Below are 21,608 nucleotides of genomic sequence, written 5' to 3'. Positions count from 1 at the left end.
TACTGGCTGCGCGACAACGGGGCCATGCTTACCGGCTGGCTGTCCACGGGCGGGCACTGGTACTGGATGGACTCCTCCGGCCGCATGCAGACCGGCATTGTTACCGTGGATGGAACGGAATACTATTTCGATGATTCTGGTCGCATGGTGGAATACGGCTGGATTTCCGTTTCGGATGGCCAGGTTGGTCTTGTTGGCCCTGGAGGAGCGGGAATCGCTCTCTATGAAGGCTATATAGACGGATCCGGGGTTCATCTTGCCGCTCTTTCGGGGTTGTACGGTTGGCAGATTTTCGAAGAAAGATGGGTGTTCGTCAAAGACAATGGAGCCCTTAATACAGGCTGGATATATACAGGAGGGACTGCGTACAAGCTTGATGAAGCTGGCTTTTGGGTGGAGAACCCCGGCAAGGTTCTAAATGTTGATCGAGCTAGGCTTGTGAGCTGGTTGTGGTCTCACGAGGGGGATGGCTATTATCTCGGGACGCCGTACTCCTCAGGCTTTAGCATTTCTACGTGCATGTATCCTAGCGGGGCTCCTCGTTGGGATGGTTTTTCTGGCATGAATTGCACTGGTTTTGTTGCTCACGCGTACGGCATGTCAGGCGGTGTAGGGGAATTCGACGCCATTGGCCAGACCCAAAGTTACTCGCCTTGGCTGGGGGGTCCTGGCGGAGGTAGCTACATTAACGCATGGCGATGGTATGGGTACGCTGTCGAACATGGCGCAGAGGTCTATACATTTGATAGCGTGTCGAGCATGCTTGCGAGCGGAAAGGCCGAGAAAGGCGATATTATCTTTTTTAAGACGAATGGCTCTATAGATTGTCATATCGGATTCTTCTGGGGCGACGCTCCTTCCGAGAATAAAATGTGGCACCAGATTTATCCTTACAACTGCATCTCGGCTTGCTTTAATAACGCGAACAAGGCTGAGGTAAATCAACAGACTGTGCTGATTAAGGGTTGTTAGTCTTTAAGTTTTTGAGTTGCGAGCGGCGGATTCTTAGGAATCCGCCGCTTTCGTATAGTTGCTTTCTGTCTGCATCGGGACTCCAGAGGAGGAAACCAAGATTAGGAGGAGCAAGGGTAGGGAGACGTGCAGGGGGAGCAAATATCTGAAATCACTCGCAGGCGCTGCGACAAGATATGTTGCCCAAAGAGTGACGAACGGGGTAAGGCACGCGGCGCTCTTGAAATCTTTTGAGAGTAATTTGATTAGCAGGATGAATAGCGTAATCCAGGCAAGGCTCCCCATGGAGAACAACGGAAAGAACATGGAGATTGAAAGATTGGTTGCGGTTGAAACGCTCTCTGCCTCTACATAGGGGTCGAGTTTATTTTGGTAATAGTTCTCTTCCCCATCAACAGGGTATCCAGGTTCGCATGCATACCAAGTGGCGGTGTCGATATTCCAGAACGCTTCCGTTTGGGCGCACCATGCTCTGGCGAAAGATTCGGGATTTTGCATGCCCATTTCAAACCAAACGACAAGAAAATCCATCTTGTGCGATTCCAGGAACTCGTCATTGAACTCGGGGTCGAATTTGATGGGATTTGCCGAATTCGGCAGGTACAGTTCAGGGAGTTTCTCATAGGGGATAATCTGATCGATGAATTCTTCTTGTTCGGCGGTAATGTGCCCGCTTTCCGATGCCGTGCGTGCTATTTGTTGCAGCGCTACGCCGATACTTTCTGAAAAATGACCGGGTTGCGCTCCAGCGACCGATGAGGTTAGTCCAAGAGCAAGCCAAGATGTAATAGCAATGGCCACGCATAGCGGAGCAATCTGCTTCAGGTATTCCCTAAGTGTGATTGCGAGCAGGAGGAGGGAGGTGCATACGGCAATCATTCCGTTGTTACGCAGGATGCAGCAAAGAAGCCCTGCGACAACGAATATCGCAACATCGCGTTTGCTTCGGAAGAACTCGCGGGGGGGGTTGTTGCGCATGCGTATAACTGGATGGAGAAGACGGCAAAGAATCCAGAGAACAGTACATCTTTCCAAATGGTGGAAGCATATTGCGCAATCAGGGGTTCGCTGCAAAGAAGATAAGGGATGCGATCCATATGATTTTCGAGCCAGAGAGGGTTCCCGTCTTCTGGATGAAAAATGTGCAGCATGCGGTAAATATGATCAGTTGAACGAAGGACAGCATTCCGAGAGCGCCCGTTCCCTGAATGCCTGCAATGGAGGCGAGCTTGAGAATGACGGCGTTGAATCCTACCCAGGCTAGGGGATGGTGTGTGTTTAATGAATCGTACCGGAAATGGTCCGACTCAAAAGGCAATCCCGAAACCATATTGATGATATCGACACTGTCTGTGCTGAATGCTCCAGGATAATTTATCAAAAGCACAATAGCCCAGATTGAGAGAAGGACAGTAAAACACCAGGGCCAAGCTGGGATTTTGGCGTTTGCTGCAAAGCGGATTGTCTGCAGAACGCCCGATGCTGAGACTAGGACGATTAGTGCGCAGATTATTGCGGAGGGCGCAATAGCAAAAAGAAAGCATTCCGCGAAGTTGCTTCCCTCAAGCGAAAGAGGGATTGTCCATGACAGGGCAAATAGGTACGACCAGGCTAGAATCAGAATGGCTTTTTTCGAGGGAATGATTTTTCGAAGCTTTGCATGGATTCGATTGTCTCGAGTAGCGATACAGCAGGGGTCTTTCATTGCATATTGCTTTCTGGAAAAATGCTGGCAATAAGACCGAGCGCCTTGCTGCCGACGGGGCCGCTTCCTGGTGCGGTCGACTTGTCAACCGATTTAATCACTCGTTGGGCAAGTTCGTCTTCAAGCCAGGATTCCTGGTAGCTGCTATTGAAGTAGCCGGCGGCGCCGTAGGTGGCCTCAGGCATGTTTCTATGGTAGATGCTCGGCATAGAGACTCCGATTGGTGCGATGCGAATGCAAAAATGTGTTAGGTACGTCTGAATTATAGCCGCTCGGCCTGGTTCTATTTCTCCAAATACGCCTGTAGAGCGCTCCATTGGCGCGCTGCTTCGGCATAGCCCTGCTCATAGAGGGCAAGGAGTTTTTCAGGGTCTTTCTCCATGTTTGAGATGGTAACCGGTTCGGGAGGCTGAATCATGAACACCTTGCCTTCGTTATGCAGCTTTCGAACCCATCGGTACGTGCGGTTGTATTCGAAATGGCGATGCTCCATGCGCTCTGCGAAAAGGGGATAGTCGCTATAGACCCTGTGAGCCAGCGGCATGGTCTTGTTCGGGCTCTTTATATAGGTAGCATCCTGCGTCAGCACGACGATGTGCTTGTCTCCCACTCCGTCCAAGATGCAATGAAGCAAAGGCACGCTGTCGCACGGGCCTCCGTCGAGGAGCTTTTTGCCGTCCACTTCGATGATTTTCGACACCAGCGGCATGCTCGCGGATGCCTGCAAATACAGCAAGTCGCGCTCGTCGTGCGCGTCTTTCATGACGTGGTAGTCCGCTTCGCCGGTTTCGAGGTTGCTTGCCACGGTGGTCAGCCGCATGGGGGAGTTGCGAAACGCGTCGAAATTGAACGGCTCAAGCCTGTTCGGAATTTCGTCGAACATGAAATCGCGCCTGATGGCGCTGCCAGTGAGCGCGAAGTTGCGCATAGACAGATAGCGCGGATCGCCGCAGTACTTCGTGTTGAGGTAACACGTGCGGCCGAGCTCGCCCGCTATGTAGTTGTAGCCGTTCAGCGCGCCTGCGCTGGTGCCTACGACGTTTTTGCACCACAGGCCGTTGTCCATGAAGTAGTCCAGCACGCCGGCGGTGAACTGGCCGCGCATGGCCCCGCCTTCCAAAATCAGGTTGACGTCCAGGACGGGGGAGCCCTCGTAGGCGGGCGTGCGTTGCGCGGCGGGGCTTGTGTAATACGATTGCTTCATGGCGTGCTCTTTTCCTGATGCGCGGCGAGGCGTTTCTTCGTTGCTTCCTGCAATCCTCAAGCAAAGCAACAGGTCGGTCAAGCGTCTGCATCAGACCATCGAATAATCAACGCCTCGGTAACGTGGATGTGCGCAGATCGTGACGAAGCGCTTCTTGCTTGCAATATCGGCTTTATATGATATGATTTCGGTATCAAATAACAGGTTGGAGCCTGAAGCCAGACGAAGCCGATTGAAAGAAAGCATGTCCGCCTAAGGCATCCGCCCATCGCGAAAGGACCTATCATGGCACACGTAATCAACGCTTCCGAGTTCGAATCCAAGGTCATGCAGGCGCAAGGCCCGGTTATGGTGGACTTCTTTGCCACCTGGTGCGGTCCCTGCAAGATGCTCGCCCCGGTTCTTGACGAAGTCGCCGCAGAGGTCGAAGGCAAAGCGGCGGTCTACAAGGTCGACATTGACCAATCTCCTGAGCTCGCTCAGCGTTTCGGCATCATGAGTGTTCCCACCATCCTCGTCTTCGAAAACGGGGAGGTCAAGCGCTCCACCATGGGCGCGCAGCCCAAGCAGAACCTCCTGGCGCTTCTGGGCTAGGCTCTTTAATCAAATGCGAAGCCCGGCTCATAGAGTCGGGCTTTTTTCATCGCGCGGAGGAATCTTTCGCAAACGCGCAGGTTCGTAACCTTTCGCAAGCCGTCCGGCGCATTCGCCCGCTTGCTTTACCAGGGAGATTATCATGGAGAAGAATACTCATTTCAACGTCGCCGTCATAGGCCAAGGCCCCGCGGGTCTTACGTCGGCTCTCTACACCGCTCGCTCCGGCCTTTCCACAGTCGTATTCGAGCGAATGGGGCCGGGCGGGCAGATGACCGAAACCGAGCATCTGGACAATTATCCGGGATTCGCCGAAGGCGTCTCTCCGTTCGATCTGGCTTTCGCCATGAGCGCTCAGGCGAATCGCTTCGGCGCCGTTTCCGTCAACGAGGAGATTTCGTCTTTGGACCTTGCTTCCTCTCCTAAAAAGCTCGTGACGGCATTTGGCAACGAATACACCGCTGACGTCGTGATTCTTGCCATGGGCGCAGAACCGCGTGCCCTTGGTGTTGACCGTGAGGGCGAACTCGCGGGCAAGGGCGTTTCATACTGCGCGACGTGCGACGGCGGGTTCTTCCGCGGAAAAACCGCCGTGGTGGTGGGAGGCGGCAACACAGCGCTCGGCGATGTGCTGTATCTTTCTCGCATCTGCTCTGAGGTTCACCTGGTCCATCGTCGCGAGGGCTTTCGCGCTGACGCCGTCTACACGGATGCGCTTGCAGACCTCGCCAACGTGACGGTTCATGTGAACAGCGTTGTTGACGGCCTTCGTGACGAAGATGGGAAGCTTTCGGCCGTGACCGTGCGCAACGTCAAGACCGGCAATTCTTTTGAGTTGCCTACGTCGGCCTTGTTCGTGGCCGTGGGCATGCAGCCGAAGAATGCACTGCTCGAAGGCTCGGGCATCGAGCTTGATGCGGCGGGCTATGTTGTGGCGGGCGAATCGGGCGCGACTAACATCCCCGGTGTTTTCGTCGCGGGCGATCTACGCACGAAGGCGTTGCGTCAGGTATCTACTGCCGTTGGGGATGGTGCGAACGCCGCTAACGCTGCTTTCGAGTTTCTGTCGCTTTCGTAGAGGGCTTTTCTGCTAGCTTAAAATACGCGCATCGCTTTAGGCGGTGCGCGTTGTTATGTATGGGGCGTTTTGGCCGTTTGCGTTTATGGCGGCCGTCGCGCTTGCGCCGAGCTTTCGCCTGGTAGCTGTGTGCTTGTCATGCCGCATTCTAATGTTTCAAATGCCCCGCAAGGAAAAAGGAGGAAGACTGTCTATGAGTTTGAAGAAGAAGCTGCTTATGTTTGCATGCGCGGCCTTGGTGGCATGCGGTGTGTTCACGCTTTCGGGTTGTGCGCAAAACTCCCAGCAAGATGCAGCTCAAGAAAGCACCGAGCAGGCTTCCATGCGCATTGGAACCATGCAGACGGAAGACTCTCTTCCGTTTTGGGTTGCCGAGCAGGAGGGCCTCTATGGTGCCAATGGCGTTTCTTCCGACGTTGAAATCGTCACGTTCCAAAGCGCGCAGGAGCTCTCCACTGCGTTTGCCGCAGGAGAGATCGATGCGGCCATGACCGACGTGCAGCAGGCTGCGGCCTTGCAGCTTTCCGGCGTGGACGTTCAGCTTCCCTGGGTTACCATGGGAGCTGATGCGTCGCAGGGTCGTTTCGGCATTATGACCTGCCCCGAATCGGGCATCACCAGCCTTGCCGATCTTGCTGGCAAGGGAATCGGTGTGGGCTCTAATACGGTTCCCGAGTACGTGATGGACAAGCTCATGGAATCCGCTGGCGTGCCGGACGATCAGATTGTAAGCGAAGAGATCAAGAAGATGCCCGTTCGCTACGAGTCTATGGTGAACAACCAGGTTGCCGCCGCGGCGCTGCCCGCAAGCCTGCTTGCTTTGGGAGAGTCGCAGGGTATGGTCCTTCTTGCCGATGACACCCAGGGCGAAAACATCAGCCAGTCCGTGCTTGCAGTGCGTACCGCATGGCTTGAAGACGGGGGAGAGGCTACGCTTGACCTTGTGCGCGATGCCTGGAACCAGGCTGTAGACGAAATCAATACCGACCCTGAGGCCTATCGTGCGCTTCTCGTGGAAAAGGCCAACCTCCCCGAGCTGGTCGCCGATACCTATGCCATCTCCACGTATCCCGAGGCGGCGCTTCCCACAAAGGATATGGTCCAGCCCGTCTTGGACTGGATGCTCAACAAGGGCTACCTGGTGGAAGCTTTGACCTATGACGAAGGAAACGGCACGTTTGCCAAGGCGTAATGCCGCTGAATGACGCAAGGGTGCCGAAAGGCAATCTTCCAAAGCCGTCGCGTCGCGCGCAGGCGTGCCGTTTGCGGCGATGCCAGCGTGGGCGGTTTGCGATGCCATGCGCCCGCACGTCCTGCGACGCCGGGTTCGCGACGTTGGTGCCGGGTTCCTCGCGTTCAATTCGCGCGATGAAAAGACCATGAAGAGCGTTTTGGCGTGGTATTATCTACCGTTGGAAAAACAACGGCAGACGTCCGCGCATTCGTCCGCCGCCGTCAAGGGCGGCGGACTGCTTTTCGGCTCATATCGGCGCGGGCGTGCTTCGACGAGAATAAGGAATATCCATGCGCGACAAACTCGAAAAAATCATCAAGGGCTACGAAGAGCTCCAGACCAAGCTTGGCGATCCGGCGGTCTTGGCCGATCAGAAGGAATACACGCGTCTTTCCAAGGAATACGCCAATCAGGGTCCGCTTGTCGAAAAGGCTCGCGAGTATGTGCAGGCGTGCGACGACATCGCCGATGCAAAGGAGATGCTCGACGATCCCGACATGAAGGAATTCGCCCAGGAGACCATCTCCGCGGCCGAATCTAAGCTTCCCGCGCTCGAAGAAGACATCAAGTTCATGCTCATTCCCTCCGACCCCGCGGACGACAAGAACATCATCGTCGAGATTCGCGCTGCCGCAGGTGGTGACGAGGCTGCCATTTTCGCGGGCGACCTGTACAAGATGTATATGCGTTTCTGCGAGCAGCATCGCTGGAAGGTGGAGACCATGGACGTCTCCGCATCCGAAGCGGGCGGTTATAAGGAAATCCAGTTCAAGGTAAAGGGCGACAAAGTCTATTCGGTCATGAAATTCGAATCGGGCGTTCACCGCGTCCAGCGCGTTCCCAAGACCGAAAGCCAGGGCCGTATTCACACCTCCACGGCAACCGTCGCGGTTCTTCCCGAGGCGGACGAGATCGATATCGAAATCAACGAGAACGATCTGCGCATCGACGTGTATCGCGCGGGCGGCCCGGGCGGTCAGTGCGTCAACACTACCGACTCCGCTGTGCGTATCACCCATCTTCCTTCTGGCCTGGTCGTTCAGTCTCAGGACCAGAAGTCTCAGCTGCAGAACAAAATCGCGGCTATGGCCGTTTTGCGCGCGCGCCTTTATGAGAAGATGCTCGCCGAGCAGCAGGCCGCCGAAGGCGCTGAGCGCCTGGCCCAGATCGGTTCGGGCGACCGTGCCGAGAAAATCCGCACCTACAACGGCCCCCAGGACCGCGTGACCGACCATCGCATCGGCTTCAATGCCACCTACAACGGCGTGCTTCTGGGCGACAACCTGGGTGACGTCATCACCGCCTTGCAGGCCGCTGACCGTGCCCGCAAGCTGGAGCAGGCGGTCTAGGGTGTCCGAACCCATCGATACCTGGACGATCAAAGCGGCGCTTGACTGGACCGTGGGGTTTCTCGAGCGCAAGGGAGACGAGCATGCTCGCCTCTCGGCCGAGTGGCTCCTTTCCGAGGCCACGGGCCTGCGCCGCATCGACCTCTACGTCAATTTCGAGCGCCCGCTCTCCATGGAGGAACGCGATGTTTTGCGCGGTTTCGTCACGCGTCGCGCTTCGGGCGAGCCTCTGCAATACATCACGGGCGAGGTTGCGTTTCGTCATATCGCCGTCAAGGTTCGCCCGGGCGTTTTAATTCCGCGTCCCGAGACCGAGGTGCTTGTGAGCGAGGCGCTGGCGCTTCTTCCGGCGCCCGAACGTCGTTGCGCGGTGGATTCGCTTTCCTATGCCGAGCTCGAAGAGCTGCTTGCGCCGAAAGAAGAGGCCGACGAAGGGCAAGAGGCGAAAGGCGGGGAAGAGCCGGCTCCCGCGCTCGATTCCTCGTGCGCCCCTTTGGTGGCCGATCTTTGCACGGGAAGCGGGTGTATCGCGTGCTCTATCGCCTACGAAAGGCCCCGAGCGCGCGTGGTGGCAACCGATCTTGCCCCCGAAGCCGTGGCGCTTGCGCGTGAAAACGCCGCCGCTCTCGGGCTTGAAGACCGCGTCCGCGTTCTGGAGTGCAATCTTGCGGATGCTATTCCCGATCGCCTGAACGGTTCGTTTGACCTGGTGGTTTCCAATCCGCCTTATATTCCCGATGCCGTCATGGAGAAGCTTCCCGACGAAGTGTCTGATTTCGAGCCGAGGCTTGCTCTGGCAGGCGGTCCCGACGGGTTGGACATTTTCAGGGAGATGCTTCCCATCATGCATCGGCTGCTGCGCGTCGGCGGCGCGTTTGCCTGCGAGCTGCACGAGGAATGTCTCGATGATGCGGCGATTCTTGCGCGCGGCGCTGGTTATGAATCCGTTGAAGTGAAGGCCGACCTTACGGGCCGTCCTCGCATTCTCGTAGGGCGCAAGTCTTAAGATCCGTACTTCGCTCCTTCGTTTCGAATACGTTGTTGTTGCGAACTTCGTAAGAATATCGTCGTTGGTGCGCTCCATTCGTCCGCTTCCCGTCTTCTCGCATTGCGATATGGCGTGCTCGGTATAATCCAATCTATATGCTGTGATTCGCAGCGGATATACGTGCAAGCATGAGACGGACGGGAGTGTGCCGTGAAAATTCTTGTTACCGATAAAATCGTCGATGAGGGCATAGCGATTCTTCGTGGCAAAGGCTACGAAGTCGATACTCGCTACGGCATGACCCCCGATGAGCTTCTTGCCGCAGTGCCTGCATACGATGCGCTTATCGTTCGCAGCGCCACTTGTGTGACCGCGGAGGTTATCGAGGCTGCGAAAAACTGCAAGATTATCGGTCGTGCTGGCGTCACCTGCGACAATATTGACGTAGACGCTGCCACCGCGGCGGGTATTCCTGTCTGCAACGTCCCTACTAGCAACATCGTCTCTGCCGCCGAGCACACCATGGCGCTCATGCTCGCCGCTGCGCGTGAGATTCCCGCGGCAAGCAACTCCTTGCACGAAGGCCGCTGGAGTCGTGATGAGTTCATGGGCCACGAGCTGTTCGAAAAGACCCTCGCCATTTTCGGCCTAGGCCGTATTGGCGGCTTGGTTGCCGAGCGCGCCCGTGCATTCGGCATGCGCGTGATCGGCTACGACCCGTACTGTTCGGTATCTCGTGCGAGCCAGCTCGGCGTCGCCTTATACGACAGCATGGATGAAGTCCTGCCGGTGGCAGATTTCATCACGGTTCACGTTCCTCGCACGGAAGAGACCCATCATATGTTTTCCGCCGAGGAATTCTCCAAGATGAAAGACGGCGTGGTTCTGGTGAACACCGCCCGCGGCGGCATAATCGACGAAGCGGCTATGGCCGATTTCATGGCCGCCGGTCGCGTGTTCGCTTGCGGCGTTGACATGCTCGAGGCCGAGCCTGCTCCCGAAACCCCCCTCTCCGAGTTCGACCGCGCTGTTCTCACGCCTCATCTGGGTGCGAACACCGAAGAGGCGCAAGCGCGCGCCGGCGTGAACATCGCGCGCTATGTCGCCAACGGTCTTGAGGGGTTGGTTGTTCCCACGGTCATCAATATGGTTTCAAGCGATCTTGCCGATGCCGTGGCAAATTACATTCCCGCATGCCAGATGTGCGGCAGCGTGCTCGCGCAGCTTTCGGGCGGCATTCCGAAGAACCTTTCCATCATGGCGGCGGGTCCTTGCGCCAATGACCTGCAGGTTCTTTCCGCATCTGCTCTGGGCGGCGTGCTTTCGCGCCAGGGTCAGGCTTCCGTTTCGTCCGAGAACGTGGACGCGTCCGCCCGTCGTCACGGTGTGAAGATGGACGTGTCCGTCTCGGCCGATTCGCGCGGGTACGACTCCATCGTGTCCATGGAGGCCGATGGCCTCGAAATCTCCGCGACCGTTCCGGGGTCTTTGCATGAGACGCATATCGTCTCCATCCTGCGCTACCGCCTTGACGTGGTGCCCGCCGACTACGCCCTCGTCTTCCTGTATCCCGACGAGCCCGGTCAGATCGGCCGCATCGGCACTATCCTCGGCGAAGAGGGCATCAATATCTCCACTATGGCGATCGGCAAGCGAACCGACTGCAAAGAGGTGCTCGTCTTCCTGAATGTGGAAAGCGAGGCATCCAAAGACGTCGTCGACCGTGTCGCGGCGGCGATCGATGCGAACAGGGCATGGAGCATCCGTCTGTAAGACCTCGTGTCTGCGCGGAAAAGATAATCGTGACATTATGTATATGCCGTCGGTATTCTTCCGACGGCATTTTTTCGTGTGTTAGAATGTCCGTCTGTACGTAAAGCATACGAATGTGTACATGTGAGAAATAGAGAAAACGAAACGGAAAAGGACACTCTCTATGTCGTTCATGGATTTCATCAGCAACCTGTTCGGAGGTTTCGGGGGCGCCTCTTCGTGCGACCTTGCTATTGACCTTGGCACCGCAAATACGCTTGTTGCCGTAACGGGGCAGGGTGTTGTGTTGAACGAGCCGAGCGTCGTGGCGATTGAGCGCAGCACGCATCGCGTTCTGGCCGTCGGTCATGAAGCCAAACAGATGATCAACCATACTCCCGATGCATTTTCCGCAGAGCATCCCTTGCGTGACGGCGTCGTCGCTGACTACGACGTGACCGAGGCCATGCTTTCAGCCTTCATCAATAAAGCGATAGAGCGCCGCTACCCGTGGCAGCCCAAGCCGCGCATCGTCATCTGCATTCCCTGCGGCGCCACTTCTGTTGAGAAGCGCGCCGTTTTCGAGGCCGCGATTCAGTCCGGCGCACGCCAGGCCTATCTCATCGAGGAGCCCATGGCCGCCGCCATGGGTGCAGATCTTCCCGTCACCGAGCCCACCGGCTCCATGGTCGTAGACATCGGCGGCGGAACCACCGAGGTCGCGGTTATCTCCCTCGGAGGCATCGTGACCAGCTCTTCGCTGCGTATTGCGGGCAACAAGATGGACGAGGCGATCGCCATGCACTTGCGCGATCTGCTTGGTATCAAGGTGGGCGAGCGCACGGCGGAAATCATCAAGATCAAAATCGGCTCCATCCTGCCGTTTGAGGACGGCCGCGAGAAGGATATGATCATTTCCGGCCAGGACGTCATCACCGAACAGCCTCGCGAGGTCACCATCCAGTCTGAGGATGTGCGCGCTGCGCTTCAGCCTCCCATCGAGGAAATGGTCGTTCATATCAAGGAGACCTTCAAAAAGACCAACCCCGACCTCGCCAGCGATATTATCTCCAATGGCATCCTGCTTACGGGCGGCGGCGGTCTGCTTTCCGGCCTTGACCGCTTCCTCACGCAGCGTCTTGAGATTCCGGTCTGGACGAGCGAGACGGCCCTTACCAATGTTGCCATGGGCTGCCTGAAAGTGCTGGAGACGCCCTCTGCCCTCAAGCAGACGCTTATGCGCTCCAAGTAAAAGGCAACGTTTGCAAAGCACTTCGCGCCGGACGTTTGTCCGGCGCTCTAGTTTCGGGAGGATTGTCTTCACATGTCCTACAAGCAGCCTTCGTATAAAAAGAAAAGCATCGCTCCTTCGGGCGCGGTGCTTCTGGCCGTGCTTTTGGTCGTATCGGTCGTGTCTGCCTCGTTGTACGGCAGGGAAGACCAGTCGGGCCCCTTGCATAACGTGCAAAGCGTTGCGGGCATGCTGGCAAGCCCCGTCCAGTTCCTCGGCGTGGGCGTTGCGTTCGCGGAAGAGGCGGCGGGCGATGCCATTCAGAACGCGACGACGGATAATGCCACCTATACCGCGCTTCAGGAGGAAAACGCCCAGCTCAAGGCTCAGCTTGTCCAGGCCGAGGAATACCGCCTGGAGGCGCAGCGCCTCCAGGGACTGCTCGACCTGTCCGACCAATACGGCATTGAGGGCGTCACGGGCCGCGTGATCGGGCGCAACCCCGATTCATGGGATCGCGTGGTGACGATTGATGTGGGTTCGAACGATGGGGTCGAACTCGGGTTTCCCGTCATGGGCTCGAGCGGCCTGCTCGGTCAGGTCATAGAGGTGAGCCCGCTCACGTGCAAGGTGCGCCTCATAGACGACCCGCAAAGCGGCGTGGCGGTGTACATCCAGGGCAATCGCGCCGAAGGCGTGGTGAAAGGCTCGGTCGACGGCCTGTTGTACTTGGAATACGTAGACTCCTCCGTCGAGGTGAACGTGGGCGACGTGCTTGTTACCTCAGGCATCGGGGGAAGCTATCTTCGCGGCATGCAGCTCGGCACGGTTTCGGCCGTCCGCAGCTCGGCCGGAACTTCCGATCGCACCATCATCGTGGCCCCGCTGGCCGCGGCCGACCCCCTCGAGGAAGTGACGGTGGTCACATCGGTGGGTGCTCCTCTGGACGAATCTTCCGGCTCCGATGAATCTTCGGCCGGCGATGGCGCGCAAGACAGCGCGGCGTCGGGCGAGACCGACGGTGAATAGCATGCGCGACTCGGTGTTTCTCGCCCTGGGGGCTTGCATTGCGCTCGCCGTCCAGATCATCTTTGCTCCCGCCGTTTCCATTCTGGGCTCCATGCCCAATTTCCTCGTGGTCTTCGTGGGGGTTGCTTCCATGTTTCGCCCCAGCGACGCTTCCGTCGTCACGGCGTTCTTTCTTGGCATGGCATTCGATTTGGTGGCAAGCGGAACGCCCGGCGTTATGGCGTGCCTTTTGACGGTCGCGGCGTTTGTCTCGGCCCGTGCGTCGGTGATTCTCGGCAACGACACGCTTTCGGTCTCGCTTCTTATCAGCATGGCGGCGTCTCTTTTCGTGGAGGTGTGCTACGCCCTGTTCTACGTCGCAACGACCGACGTGACCGCCTTCGATGCGATCTTGCTGCGAGGCCTTCCGTGCGCGCTGTACGATTGCGCGGTGTGCCTCATCGTGATGCCGCTGCTTTCGGCGGCGTTCGCCCGCCAGGCGCCCCGCCGTTCGGCGCCCGAATCTTCCACGATCCGTCTGCGTTAGGAGGCATAGGCCGTGACAACCGCAATCATCACCGCAATCGTCATCGTCGTCGTTGCCGGCGTGGCGCTGTTCGTCTTCTTTCGGTCGCGATCCGTAAAGCCCAACGCTTCCGTTTCTAAGTCCGTGTCATCCATCGGATCGGGCACGCCGTTTCAAACGCGCAAAGGCGATTCCATGGCGGCTTCCGCCGGTGCGCATCAGAGCTCGAACAGCTCGCTGCTCGACCGCCTTCGTCCGCGCTATACCGCGATCTTCGTGCTGATGGCGGGCATCTTCGGCAGCCTCACGGCCAAGCTGTGGAGCATGCAGGTGCTCTCTTCTGAAGAATATCGCGCGAAATCGGACGAGAACCAACTTACCACGGTGAAGACCTCCGCCCCGCGAGGCCGCATCTTCGACACCGAGGGCATCGTGATCGTTGACAACGAAATCACGCCCACCATTCTCGCCAATCCCGAGGTCGCCGAGGATCGCAGCGTGCTTATGCGCCTCTCGGCGCTCACCGGCCTTCCGTATGCCGTGGTGCGCCAGCGCATTTTGGATTCGAGCGGCGGCGCGCAGGCCCAGCGCGAGGTTTCCTCCAATCCCCGTTCCCGCGATGTGGCGTTCATATCGGAGCATAGGGACGCGTTTCCGGGCGTTGTGGTGGAGCAGCGCGCACGCAGGGTGTATCCCTACAAAGGGTTGGCGTGCCAAGTCGTCGGCTACACCGGCACGGTGACTGACTCCCAGCTTGAGAGCAAGCCGCACAATCTCGACTACCAAAGCGGCGATGAAGTGGGGCAGTCCGGCATTGAGCTTTCCTACGACGGCTACTTGTTCGGCACGCACGGCGAACGCGTTGTGGTCAACGACGTCGACGGCACGGTGCATGAGGTTCGCAGCGAGATGCCCCCCACGCAGGGAAACGACCTCTATCTCACTATTTCGGCGAAAGTCCAAAAGATTGCAGAGGAAGAGCTCGAGGCTCTTATCGCGCCTAACGGCGTCATCGGCGGTGGTACGGGCACGTCAGGCGCGGTCGTTGCCATGGAGGTCGATACGGGAGATGTCCTTTGCATGGCGAGCTTTCCTCCGTTCGACCCGACGAACTTCGTCGGCGGCGTGACCCAGGACGACTGGAACCGCTACAACGACAAGGATTCCTCCGGGGCGCCTCTGCTCAACCGCTGCATCGCGGGCCAGTATCCCGCCGCTTCCACGTTCAAGGCGTTCACGGGCATGGCCGGCCTGCATTACGGTTTCGCCGACTCGACACGCACCTGGGATTGCACGGGCACGTGGACCGGCTTCGGCGAAAGCTATCCGCAGAAGTGCTGGGAAACTTCGGGCCATGGCCCCATATCCTTCCGCCAGGCGGTCGTGGTTTCGTGCGACACCGTCTTTTACGAGATAGCGAAGGATTTCTACGACAAGAGCGCCACGCTCGGCATGGATGCCATGGCGAACTACATCAAGGAATTCGGCTTCGGCTCTAAAACGGGCGTGAATCTTGCCGGCGAAGGTGAGGGCACAATCCCTACGCCCGAATGGAAGGCCGAGCACTGGGCGGATGCGCCCGAGCAGGCGCAGTGGCAGCCGGGCGATATGTCGAACATGGTCATCGGTCAGGGTAACGTCTTGGTGACCCCGCTTCAGGTGGCCGTGGGCTATGCCGGCGTTGCCACAGGGCAGCTTCCCGTTCCCAATTTGCTGAAGGAAATCAAGAACTCCGACGGGGAAACGGTGGTGGGCCCCTCTCGCGAAATCAGGAGCATTCCCGATATCGACAAGGCGTCGCTCGAGGTCATGCGCGATGCGTTGCGCGGCGTGGCGGAGGAGGACGCTTCGATTCCCACGCTTTTGTCGCAGTACGATTACGAATGCGCGTGCAAAACGGGCACGGGCGAATGGGCCGGCCATGACGGCTACGCATGGTTCGCTATGTATGCGCCCTACGATAACCCCAAATACGTTGTGACTTGCGTTATCACCGAGGGTGGCGCGGGTGCGTCATCGGCGGCCCCTATCGCGGCGAAGGTCATGGACGGATGCGTGAAGCTTGGCGCGGGCTCGCTCGAGAAGGAGATCACGCCGACGGAAGAGATCACGCAGTCTGTTCCGTATGCGGGCACGGGCGCGGGAAGGGTTGACTAGCATGCCTGGATTTAACGAAATCGATCGCGTGCGCATGCCCGAGGGCGGCACGGTCAATTCCGGTTCGCCCGACGGCGCGACGCGCCGCAAGCGCACGTTCTCTGACAGAATTCCCAAGTCGCTTCTTATCGTGGCGGCGCTGCTTGTCGCATACGGCCTTCTGGTCGTATGGTCTGCCGTCCAAGGCAACGAGACGTATTCGTTCTCGCGCCAGGCGCTCGGCGTGCTCATGGGCTGCATTGTCATGCTGATGTTCTACCAGCTTGATTACCGCCAGCTTTCTAGCTATACCACCGTGCTGCTTGTCATTAACGTCGTCTTGATTCTCTCTCCGCACCTTCCGGTTATCGGCGTCGAGTCGAAGGGTGCCCAAAGCTGGATCAACGTCGGCATGCAGCTGCAGCCGGGCGAGTTCGCGAAGATCACCGTCATCCTGCTCGATGCGAGCGTGCTTGCGCGCTATGGCGGCAACCTCGACGATCCGCGCGAGTACATGAAGGCCCTTGGCTATATTGCCGTGCCGTTTTTGTGCATCATGACCCAGCCGGACTTGGGCACGGGCCTGGTGTATCTGTTCATCGGCGCTGTCACGCTCGTCATGGGCGGGTCCCGCTTGAAGTTCCTGCTCATCACGCTTGGCGCTTTTGTGGCCGCCGTCGCAGCTGTCTTTGCCATCGATGAGCTGATGAAGAGCCTGACGGGCGAATACAAGCTGCTCAAGCAGTACCAGCGCAACCGCCTTCTGGTCTTCCTCGATCCGAGCGCCGATACGTCGGGCGCGGGCTACAATCTCAATCAGGCCATGATCGCTATCGGCTCGGGAGGCTTGTTCGGCAAAGGTCTGCTCAACGCGTCTCAGTCGAGTCTCGGCTTCGTTCCCGAGGCGCCGACCGACTTCATTTTCTGCGTGCTCGCTGAGCAGTTCGGGTTTGTAGGGGCGCTTTTGCTTCTGGGTCTGTATATCGCGCTGATTCTTTCGTGCATCAGGATCGCCAGAAACGCGGGCGATCTTTTCGGAAGCCTGATCGTCATGGGCGTCGTTGCCATGTGGCTGTTCCAGATACTCGAGAATATCGGGATGGATATAGGCCTGATGCCCGTCACGGGCATCCCGCTGCCGTTCATGAGCTACGGATCGTCGTTCATGATGGTGAACTTCGCGCTGCTGGGACTAGTGGGCTCAGTGTATGCGCACAGGTGATTTCTGCCGATGCGGTGCGCGTTGCGGCTTTCGCTTTCGCGCATGGTATGGTGGATGCGTGCACGGTTCGTGATTGCCTGCGCCCTCGTCGCCTTTGGCCGAGGGCGGCTTGATTAATAAAGGGGGTTTACCCATGAAGTTGCCTATCGATGTCATGGCTGTTTTCCAGGAAGCGATGGACGTGGACGCCGCCCGCTCGGTTCCTCTGTGCGTTTCCGTCCTGCTTGACGATACCGCTCCCGCCGACCTTATGGCGCATGTGCGCTCTTCGTTCGCGAGCGCCTCGCCGCAGGCCCGCGTTTCGGTCAACTACTTCACGGACGGATCGGCCGTGTTCGATCCCCGCAGCGACATGGCGGTCATTGCAGCGGGCGTCACGCCCGAAGTGGGCGCCATTGCCGCCCGCATTCGCGAAGCCGGCATTCCCGTCATGGTGGCAACGACGCTGCCCGAGCTCGTGTCGGCAACGGCGCGTGAAGCGGGATATCCCATTCCCGAAGGCGACCTTCTCTCTCCCGAGCTGAAAGACGGCAGCGTGCTCATGCTCGCCCAGCCTTTGGAGATCACGAAGGAAGACGCCGATAGGATGGTTCCTTATACGGAATTCGACGGAACCGATCCGTTCTCTCTTGAGCCTTACGCTCTGACCGAGGAGTTTGCTGCCGATCTTTCCCGCAAGATGGGGGAGTGGGTTGTCGCGGCGTTCAAGCAGAAGCGCCTTGCGTTTGCTCAGGCGTTCGACTTCGTTCGCCGTCCGCTCTCATCCGAGTCGGTTCGCGCCACGTCCATCCAGAACGCCGGCGTCGGGTTGGTGGTGGTCATTCCCGGGGCCGACATGCCAATTATGACGCTTAACCAGGCGAAGATGATTCTGCAGATCGCCGCGGCCTACGGGCAGCCGCTTACCGCAGAGCGTGTCAAGGAGCTTGCCGCCGTTGTGGGCGGCGCCTTCGCGTGCCGCACGGTAGCGCGCCAGCTGGTGGGGGTCGTTCCTGCGCTCGGGTGGGCCATCAAGGCCGCTATCGGGTATTCGGGAACGGCGGCCATGGGCTATGCGGCCATCGAGTATTTCGAGCATGGCGGCAACATGGCCGGCCTCGCCGGCGTGGTGTCCGAAGCGCGCGCCAAGGCGGTTTCTGCGGCGGAGTCGACCCGCGCCGGGCGCGTGGCGAAGGCCACGGTTGACGAAGTGGGAAGCCAGGCCCGCAAGGCTGCAGCCGACAAAGCCAAAGAGGCGGTCAAGTCCGCTCCGGGCAAGGCGTTTTCGGCGGCGCGCCGCGCGGCGGCCACGGTTGCCTCCGCGGCGGAACGCGCCAGCAAGGCCGAGCGCTAGCATGCCGCCTCGGCTCCTGAGGTTTCGAGCCGAGGCCGATTCGTACATCATCGTGTGCGCGTTAGAGACGCACGCTTCGTAAGACAAGGAATCCATATGACAGATCTCTGGCCCAGAATAGAAGGGCTCCTTCGTCAAGCGGGCCGCTCCATCGAGCGTCCTGCTCGCTATTTGAACCATGAATGGGGATGCACGTACAAGCCCGAGGCGTCGTATCGCTTCTGCATGACTTATCCCGACACTTACGAGCTCGGGCAGGCGAACCAGGCGGTACGCATCCTCTGCAATTGCGTCAACGCCGTCGAAGGCATGGCGGCGGAGCGGGCATTTCTTCCCGCTGCCGATATGTGCGATCTGATGAGGGCCGAAGGCGTTCCCGCATTTTCCCTGGAAAGCTGCGCTCCCGTGGCCGAATTCGATGCCGTGGGAATCACCTTGCCGCATGAGCTTGCCGCGACCAACGTGCTTGAGTTTCTCGACCTTTCAGGCGTGGCGCTGCGCAGCGTGGACCGCAAAGAATCCGACCCCATGGTCTTCGGCGGCGGTCCGTGCGCTTTCAACGCGGAGCCGTACGCCCCGTTTTTCGACGCGATCATGCTCGGGGAAGGCGAGGAGTCGCTTCCCGAATTGCTTGAGCTTCATCGCCGTATGAAGAACGAGGGTGCGGCGCGCGCCGAAATGCTGCACGCCATGGCGAAGCTTCCGGGGGTTTACGTCCCCTCGCTGTACGACGTGCTTGAAGAGAATGAGGCGCAGCGGCGGGGAAGCTGGGTCGTACCTCGCTTCGACGACGTTCCGTCCGTCATCGAGAAGCGCCTCTGGGAGGGTTTTGCCGACTCAGATGCGTACGAGCCCATGATCGTTCCGTTCACCGAGGTTGTTCATGACCGTCTAAACGTCGAGATCCTGCGCGGCTGCACGCGCGGGTGCCGCTTCTGCCAGGCTGGCATGATGTATCGTCCGGTGCGTGAGCGCTCGGCCGACAACATCGTTTCGGCGGTATGTCGCGGATTGGCCGATACAGGCTACGATGAAGTGAGCCTCACTTCGCTTTCTTCCACCGACCATAGCCAGATCGAGCAGATTCTGCGACGCCTGAACAGAGCCCTCGAAGGCAAGGGCATATCCATTTCTATTCCGAGCCAACGCTTGGATTCTTTCGGCGTCGACATGGCGGAGCTGGTCGCGGGCGGCAAGCGCGGGGGACTTACCTTCGCCCCCGAAGCAGGTACGCAGCGTCTGCGCGACGTGATCAACAAGGGCGTCACCGAAGACGATTTGTTCGGTGCGATCGATGCGGCCTTTGCCGCAGGTTGGCGCCGATGCAAGCTCTATTTCATGATCGGTCTTCCCACGGAGACCGACGATGACATCAAGGGCATCGCGAGCCTTGCCCAGCGCGCATACGACCGCGCCAAGAAGGCCGTGCCCGAAAACCAGCGTGGCAACGTACGTGTCAGCATTTCCTGCGCGCTTTTCGTTCCGAAGGCGCAAACCCCCTTCCAGTGGGACGGCCAGATATCGCCCGAGGAGGCGAAACGTCGCATTGACCTGCTTCGTCGCTCGGTGAAATACCGGGCTGTGGATGTGCATTGGCACGAGCCGGATGTCTCTTTGGTAGAGGCCATGATGAGCCGCGGCGGCCGAGAGGTGGCCGATGTGGTGGAGACGGCATGGCGAGCGGGCGCCCGTTTCGACGCGTGGACCGAGCTGTTCTCTCTCGACGGATGGAAGGCCGCGTGCGAAGCGTGCGGCGTGAGCATGGAGGGAATCGCCCAGGCCACCTACGATACGGACTACATTCCGCCATGGTCGCATCTTTCGGCAGGCCTGTTCGTGAAATTCCTGCAGCGCGAACGCCGTTTTGCACAGCAGGAGAAGACCACGCCCGACTGCACGTATGACACCTGTTCCGCGTGCGGCGTGTGCATGGGTTTGAATACCGCCATTCAGACGCAGGAGGTTCGCCATGGCTGATTTTCGATTGCGCGTGACGTATGCGATGTCGGGTCGTCTGGTCATGCTGTCGCATCTTGAAGTCGCGCGTGCCCTCGAACGCGCGGTGCGTCGCGCCAACCTTCCCTATGCGGTCAGTCAGGGGTTCTCGCCCCATATGAAGCAGGCTTTCGGCGCGGCGTTGCCCGTGGGCGTTGGCGGCACCGAGGAGATATTCGACGTGCAGCTTACCGAATACGTCGCGCCCGACAAGGCGCTCGATCGGCTGCGTGCCGCAAGCGCCGCCGACCTGATGCCTTATAAGGCATGCTATATCACCAAAGATGTTCCCGCAGCGAGTGTGGCGTATCCGTTTTCGACCTATCGCGCGGTGTTGGCCTTCGATGACGAGGGTTTTGCCGAATCTGCAGATTCTTCCAGTTCCGCAGATTCGGCTCCTTCCGATTTCGGAGCGCTCGCTCAGCGCGTTGCCTCTCTTCGCGTGCCGGAGTCCATTACGGTCGTGCGAAAGAAGAAGGAGAAGGTCCTTGTTCCGTCGGACTTTCTCGTCGGCGCGATGCAGGCTCAAGGAGATGCTCTCGAGTTCACGCTCGAGGCGAAAAAGACCGGAAGCCTGCGTCCTGACGTTTTGCTCGAGGCGATGCTTGAGGGTACCGGCCTTCACGCCGTTTCGATCATGCGCATTCGCCAGAGGGAGAAGGCGGGGGAGTAGGACGTTTGTCTCTTGTTCTGGCCAGCGCGTCTTGACATGCCAGTGCATGGAAGAGATTTGTTGGTATTGCCTTTTCTTGCCAAGGCTGGTTTCGTTCGCTGGAGCAGGCATTGCCCGCTAACCAGCCTTGCCCCTCGAGCCGATTCTGCTCGCTGAAGCGGACTTCGTTCATCGAAGCCGACTCCGTTTTTCGAGTCGGCTCGGCTCCTTGGGGCGGATTCTGCCCTTAGAGTCATTTGCGCTCTCAAGCCGGCTCCGCTCCTCGAGCCAGCTCCGTCTGTCGAAGCCGGCTCCACCCTTCGAGTCAATTGCGTTCTCAAGCCGGCTCCGCTCTTCGAACCGGCCCCGTTCATCAAGACTTGCGCTGTTTGCTTTTGGCCTGCTCAGAGCATCTTCGGCGCATGTTTTGAAAAAAGTTGGAAAAAGTATTTGCATATTATTGCTGGAGCGGGTATTATATCCGAGCTGCCTGACGCAAGAGCGAAAGGCAAGGCAACGGGGTGTTAGCTCAGTTGGTTAGAGCGCCGGCCTGTCACGTCGGAGGTCGCGAGTTCGAGTCTCGTACATCCCGCCATCTTGATAAACCGTGCCGTTTCGGGCACTGCATA

At 58.6% G+C, this 21,608-nt stretch carries 18 protein-coding genes, 1 tRNA gene and 1 pseudogene; 16 read left to right on the top strand and 4 right to left on the bottom strand.

Going from position 1 to position 21,608, the window contains the following annotated elements; all coding sequences use genetic code 11:
- Window positions 1–972: pseudogene (locus tag HMPREF9451_RS04395) on the top strand (hypothetical protein); the annotation flags it as partial.
- Between the two features lie 33 nt (window positions 973–1,005).
- Here HMPREF9451_RS04395 and HMPREF9451_RS04390 read toward each other — a convergent pair.
- From HMPREF9451_RS04390 to HMPREF9451_RS04375, 4 genes are all read right to left on the bottom strand, one after another.
- A complete protein-coding gene (locus tag HMPREF9451_RS04390) occupies window positions 1,006–1,950 on the bottom strand; it encodes a DUF6020 family protein (RefSeq protein ID WP_009139096.1) in 945 nt (314 codons plus the stop codon).
- A 79-nt stretch (window positions 1,951–2,029) separates the two neighbouring features.
- Window positions 2,030–2,677 carry a hypothetical protein gene (locus HMPREF9451_RS04385; protein ID WP_009139095.1) on the bottom strand — a complete coding sequence of 216 codons (648 nt, stop codon included), beginning with the start codon at window positions 2,675–2,677 and terminating at the stop codon, window positions 2,030–2,032.
- Entirely contained in the window at window positions 2,674–2,886 is a 213-nt protein-coding gene (locus HMPREF9451_RS09815) for a DUF4869 domain-containing protein (protein ID WP_009139094.1), read from the bottom strand. The genes HMPREF9451_RS04385 and HMPREF9451_RS09815 overlap by 4 nt, the downstream gene beginning before the upstream one ends.
- A 74-nt stretch (window positions 2,887–2,960) precedes the next feature.
- Window positions 2,961–3,881: a patatin-like phospholipase family protein gene (locus HMPREF9451_RS04375; protein WP_009139093.1), complete on the bottom strand. Its 921-nt coding sequence runs from the start codon at window positions 3,879–3,881 to the stop codon at window positions 2,961–2,963.
- Window positions 3,882–4,166: 285 nt separating this feature from the next.
- On the opposite strand from HMPREF9451_RS04375, the gene trxA reads away from it, so the two are divergent.
- The 15 genes from trxA (at window position 4,167) to HMPREF9451_RS04300 (ending at window position 21,574) form a co-directional block, all read left to right on the top strand.
- Window positions 4,167–4,475 carry a thioredoxin gene (gene trxA / locus HMPREF9451_RS04370; protein WP_009139092.1) on the top strand — a complete coding sequence of 103 codons (309 nt, stop codon included), beginning with the start codon at window positions 4,167–4,169 and terminating at the stop codon, window positions 4,473–4,475.
- A 142-nt stretch (window positions 4,476–4,617) separates the two neighbouring features.
- Entirely contained in the window at window positions 4,618–5,553 is a 936-nt protein-coding gene (locus HMPREF9451_RS04365; protein WP_009139091.1) for an NAD(P)/FAD-dependent oxidoreductase, read from the top strand.
- A gap of 193 nt (window positions 5,554–5,746) precedes the next feature.
- On the top strand, window positions 5,747–6,745 hold the full coding sequence (locus HMPREF9451_RS04360) for an ABC transporter substrate-binding protein (RefSeq protein WP_009139090.1): 999 nt from the start codon (window positions 5,747–5,749) through the stop codon (window positions 6,743–6,745).
- A gap of 332 nt (window positions 6,746–7,077) precedes the next feature.
- A complete protein-coding gene (gene prfA, locus HMPREF9451_RS04355; protein ID WP_009139089.1) occupies window positions 7,078–8,136 on the top strand; it encodes a peptide chain release factor 1 in 1,059 nt (352 codons plus the stop codon).
- A gap of 1 nt (window position 8,137) precedes the next feature.
- Window positions 8,138–9,142 (top strand): N5-glutamine methyltransferase family protein, encoded by a 1,005-nt coding sequence (locus tag HMPREF9451_RS04350; RefSeq protein ID WP_009139088.1) that lies wholly within the window; start codon window positions 8,138–8,140, stop codon window positions 9,140–9,142.
- A gap of 192 nt (window positions 9,143–9,334) precedes the next feature.
- Complete coding sequence (gene serA / locus HMPREF9451_RS04345; protein WP_009139087.1) at window positions 9,335–10,897, top strand: phosphoglycerate dehydrogenase; 1,563 nt, start codon at window positions 9,335–9,337, stop codon at window positions 10,895–10,897.
- 163 nt (window positions 10,898–11,060) lie between these two features.
- Complete coding sequence (gene mreB, locus HMPREF9451_RS04340) at window positions 11,061–12,128, top strand: rod shape-determining protein (RefSeq protein ID WP_009139086.1); 1,068 nt, start codon at window positions 11,061–11,063, stop codon at window positions 12,126–12,128.
- A gap of 72 nt (window positions 12,129–12,200) precedes the next feature.
- Complete coding sequence (gene mreC, locus HMPREF9451_RS04335; RefSeq protein ID WP_009139085.1) at window positions 12,201–13,136, top strand: rod shape-determining protein MreC; 936 nt, start codon at window positions 12,201–12,203, stop codon at window positions 13,134–13,136.
- Between the two features lies 1 nt (window position 13,137).
- Window positions 13,138–13,662 (top strand): rod shape-determining protein MreD, encoded by a 525-nt coding sequence (mreD, locus tag HMPREF9451_RS04330; RefSeq protein WP_051000963.1) that lies wholly within the window; start codon window positions 13,138–13,140, stop codon window positions 13,660–13,662.
- 12 nt (window positions 13,663–13,674) lie between these two features.
- Complete coding sequence (gene mrdA, locus HMPREF9451_RS04325) at window positions 13,675–15,798, top strand: penicillin-binding protein 2 (protein ID WP_009139083.1); 2,124 nt, start codon at window positions 13,675–13,677, stop codon at window positions 15,796–15,798.
- Window position 15,799: 1 nt separating this feature from the next.
- Complete coding sequence (rodA, locus tag HMPREF9451_RS04320; protein ID WP_009139082.1) at window positions 15,800–16,999, top strand: rod shape-determining protein RodA; 1,200 nt, start codon at window positions 15,800–15,802, stop codon at window positions 16,997–16,999.
- Between the two features lie 133 nt (window positions 17,000–17,132).
- Window positions 17,133–18,332 carry a YcjF family protein gene (locus HMPREF9451_RS04315; protein WP_009139081.1) on the top strand — a complete coding sequence of 400 codons (1,200 nt, stop codon included), beginning with the start codon at window positions 17,133–17,135 and terminating at the stop codon, window positions 18,330–18,332.
- A gap of 96 nt (window positions 18,333–18,428) precedes the next feature.
- Window positions 18,429–20,309 carry a TIGR03960 family B12-binding radical SAM protein gene (locus HMPREF9451_RS04310; protein ID WP_009139080.1) on the top strand — a complete coding sequence of 627 codons (1,881 nt, stop codon included), beginning with the start codon at window positions 18,429–18,431 and terminating at the stop codon, window positions 20,307–20,309.
- On the top strand, window positions 20,302–21,000 hold the full coding sequence (locus tag HMPREF9451_RS04305; protein WP_009139079.1) for a TIGR03936 family radical SAM-associated protein: 699 nt from the start codon (window positions 20,302–20,304) through the stop codon (window positions 20,998–21,000). The genes HMPREF9451_RS04310 and HMPREF9451_RS04305 overlap by 8 nt, the downstream gene beginning before the upstream one ends.
- A gap of 497 nt (window positions 21,001–21,497) precedes the next feature.
- Window positions 21,498–21,574 (top strand) — tRNA-Asp (locus HMPREF9451_RS04300).
- The last annotated feature ends 34 nt before the right edge of the window (window positions 21,575–21,608 follow it).

Source organism: Slackia piriformis YIT 12062 (assembly GCF_000296445.1).
Taxonomy (GTDB): Bacteria; Actinomycetota; Coriobacteriia; order Coriobacteriales; family Eggerthellaceae; genus Slackia; species Slackia piriformis.
The sequence above is the reverse complement of the archived record's forward strand: the minus strand, read 5'-3'. Positions and strand labels throughout refer to the sequence as shown.

Coding starts and splice junctions, on each gene's coding strand:
- HMPREF9451_RS04390 (WP_009139096.1), bottom strand. CDS start 1,950: ATGCGCAACAACCCCCCCCGCGAGTTCTTCCGAAGCAAACGCGATGTT.
- HMPREF9451_RS04385 (WP_009139095.1), bottom strand. CDS start 2,677: ATGAAAGACCCCTGCTGTATCGCTACTCGAGACAATCGAATCCATGCA.
- HMPREF9451_RS09815 (WP_009139094.1), bottom strand. CDS start 2,886: ATGCCGAGCATCTACCATAGAAACATGCCTGAGGCCACCTACGGCGCC.
- HMPREF9451_RS04375 (WP_009139093.1), bottom strand. CDS start 3,881: ATGAAGCAATCGTATTACACAAGCCCCGCCGCGCAACGCACGCCCGCC.
- trxA (WP_009139092.1), top strand. CDS start 4,167: ATGGCACACGTAATCAACGCTTCCGAGTTCGAATCCAAGGTCATGCAG.
- HMPREF9451_RS04365 (WP_009139091.1), top strand. CDS start 4,618: ATGGAGAAGAATACTCATTTCAACGTCGCCGTCATAGGCCAAGGCCCC.
- HMPREF9451_RS04360 (WP_009139090.1), top strand. CDS start 5,747: ATGAGTTTGAAGAAGAAGCTGCTTATGTTTGCATGCGCGGCCTTGGTG.
- prfA (WP_009139089.1), top strand. CDS start 7,078: ATGCGCGACAAACTCGAAAAAATCATCAAGGGCTACGAAGAGCTCCAG.
- mreB (WP_009139086.1), top strand. CDS start 11,061: ATGTCGTTCATGGATTTCATCAGCAACCTGTTCGGAGGTTTCGGGGGC.
- mreC (WP_009139085.1), top strand. CDS start 12,201: ATGTCCTACAAGCAGCCTTCGTATAAAAAGAAAAGCATCGCTCCTTCG.
- mreD (WP_051000963.1), top strand. CDS start 13,138: ATGCGCGACTCGGTGTTTCTCGCCCTGGGGGCTTGCATTGCGCTCGCC.
- rodA (WP_009139082.1), top strand. CDS start 15,800: ATGCCTGGATTTAACGAAATCGATCGCGTGCGCATGCCCGAGGGCGGC.
- HMPREF9451_RS04315 (WP_009139081.1), top strand. CDS start 17,133: ATGAAGTTGCCTATCGATGTCATGGCTGTTTTCCAGGAAGCGATGGAC.
- HMPREF9451_RS04310 (WP_009139080.1), top strand. CDS start 18,429: ATGACAGATCTCTGGCCCAGAATAGAAGGGCTCCTTCGTCAAGCGGGC.
- HMPREF9451_RS04305 (WP_009139079.1), top strand. CDS start 20,302: ATGGCTGATTTTCGATTGCGCGTGACGTATGCGATGTCGGGTCGTCTG.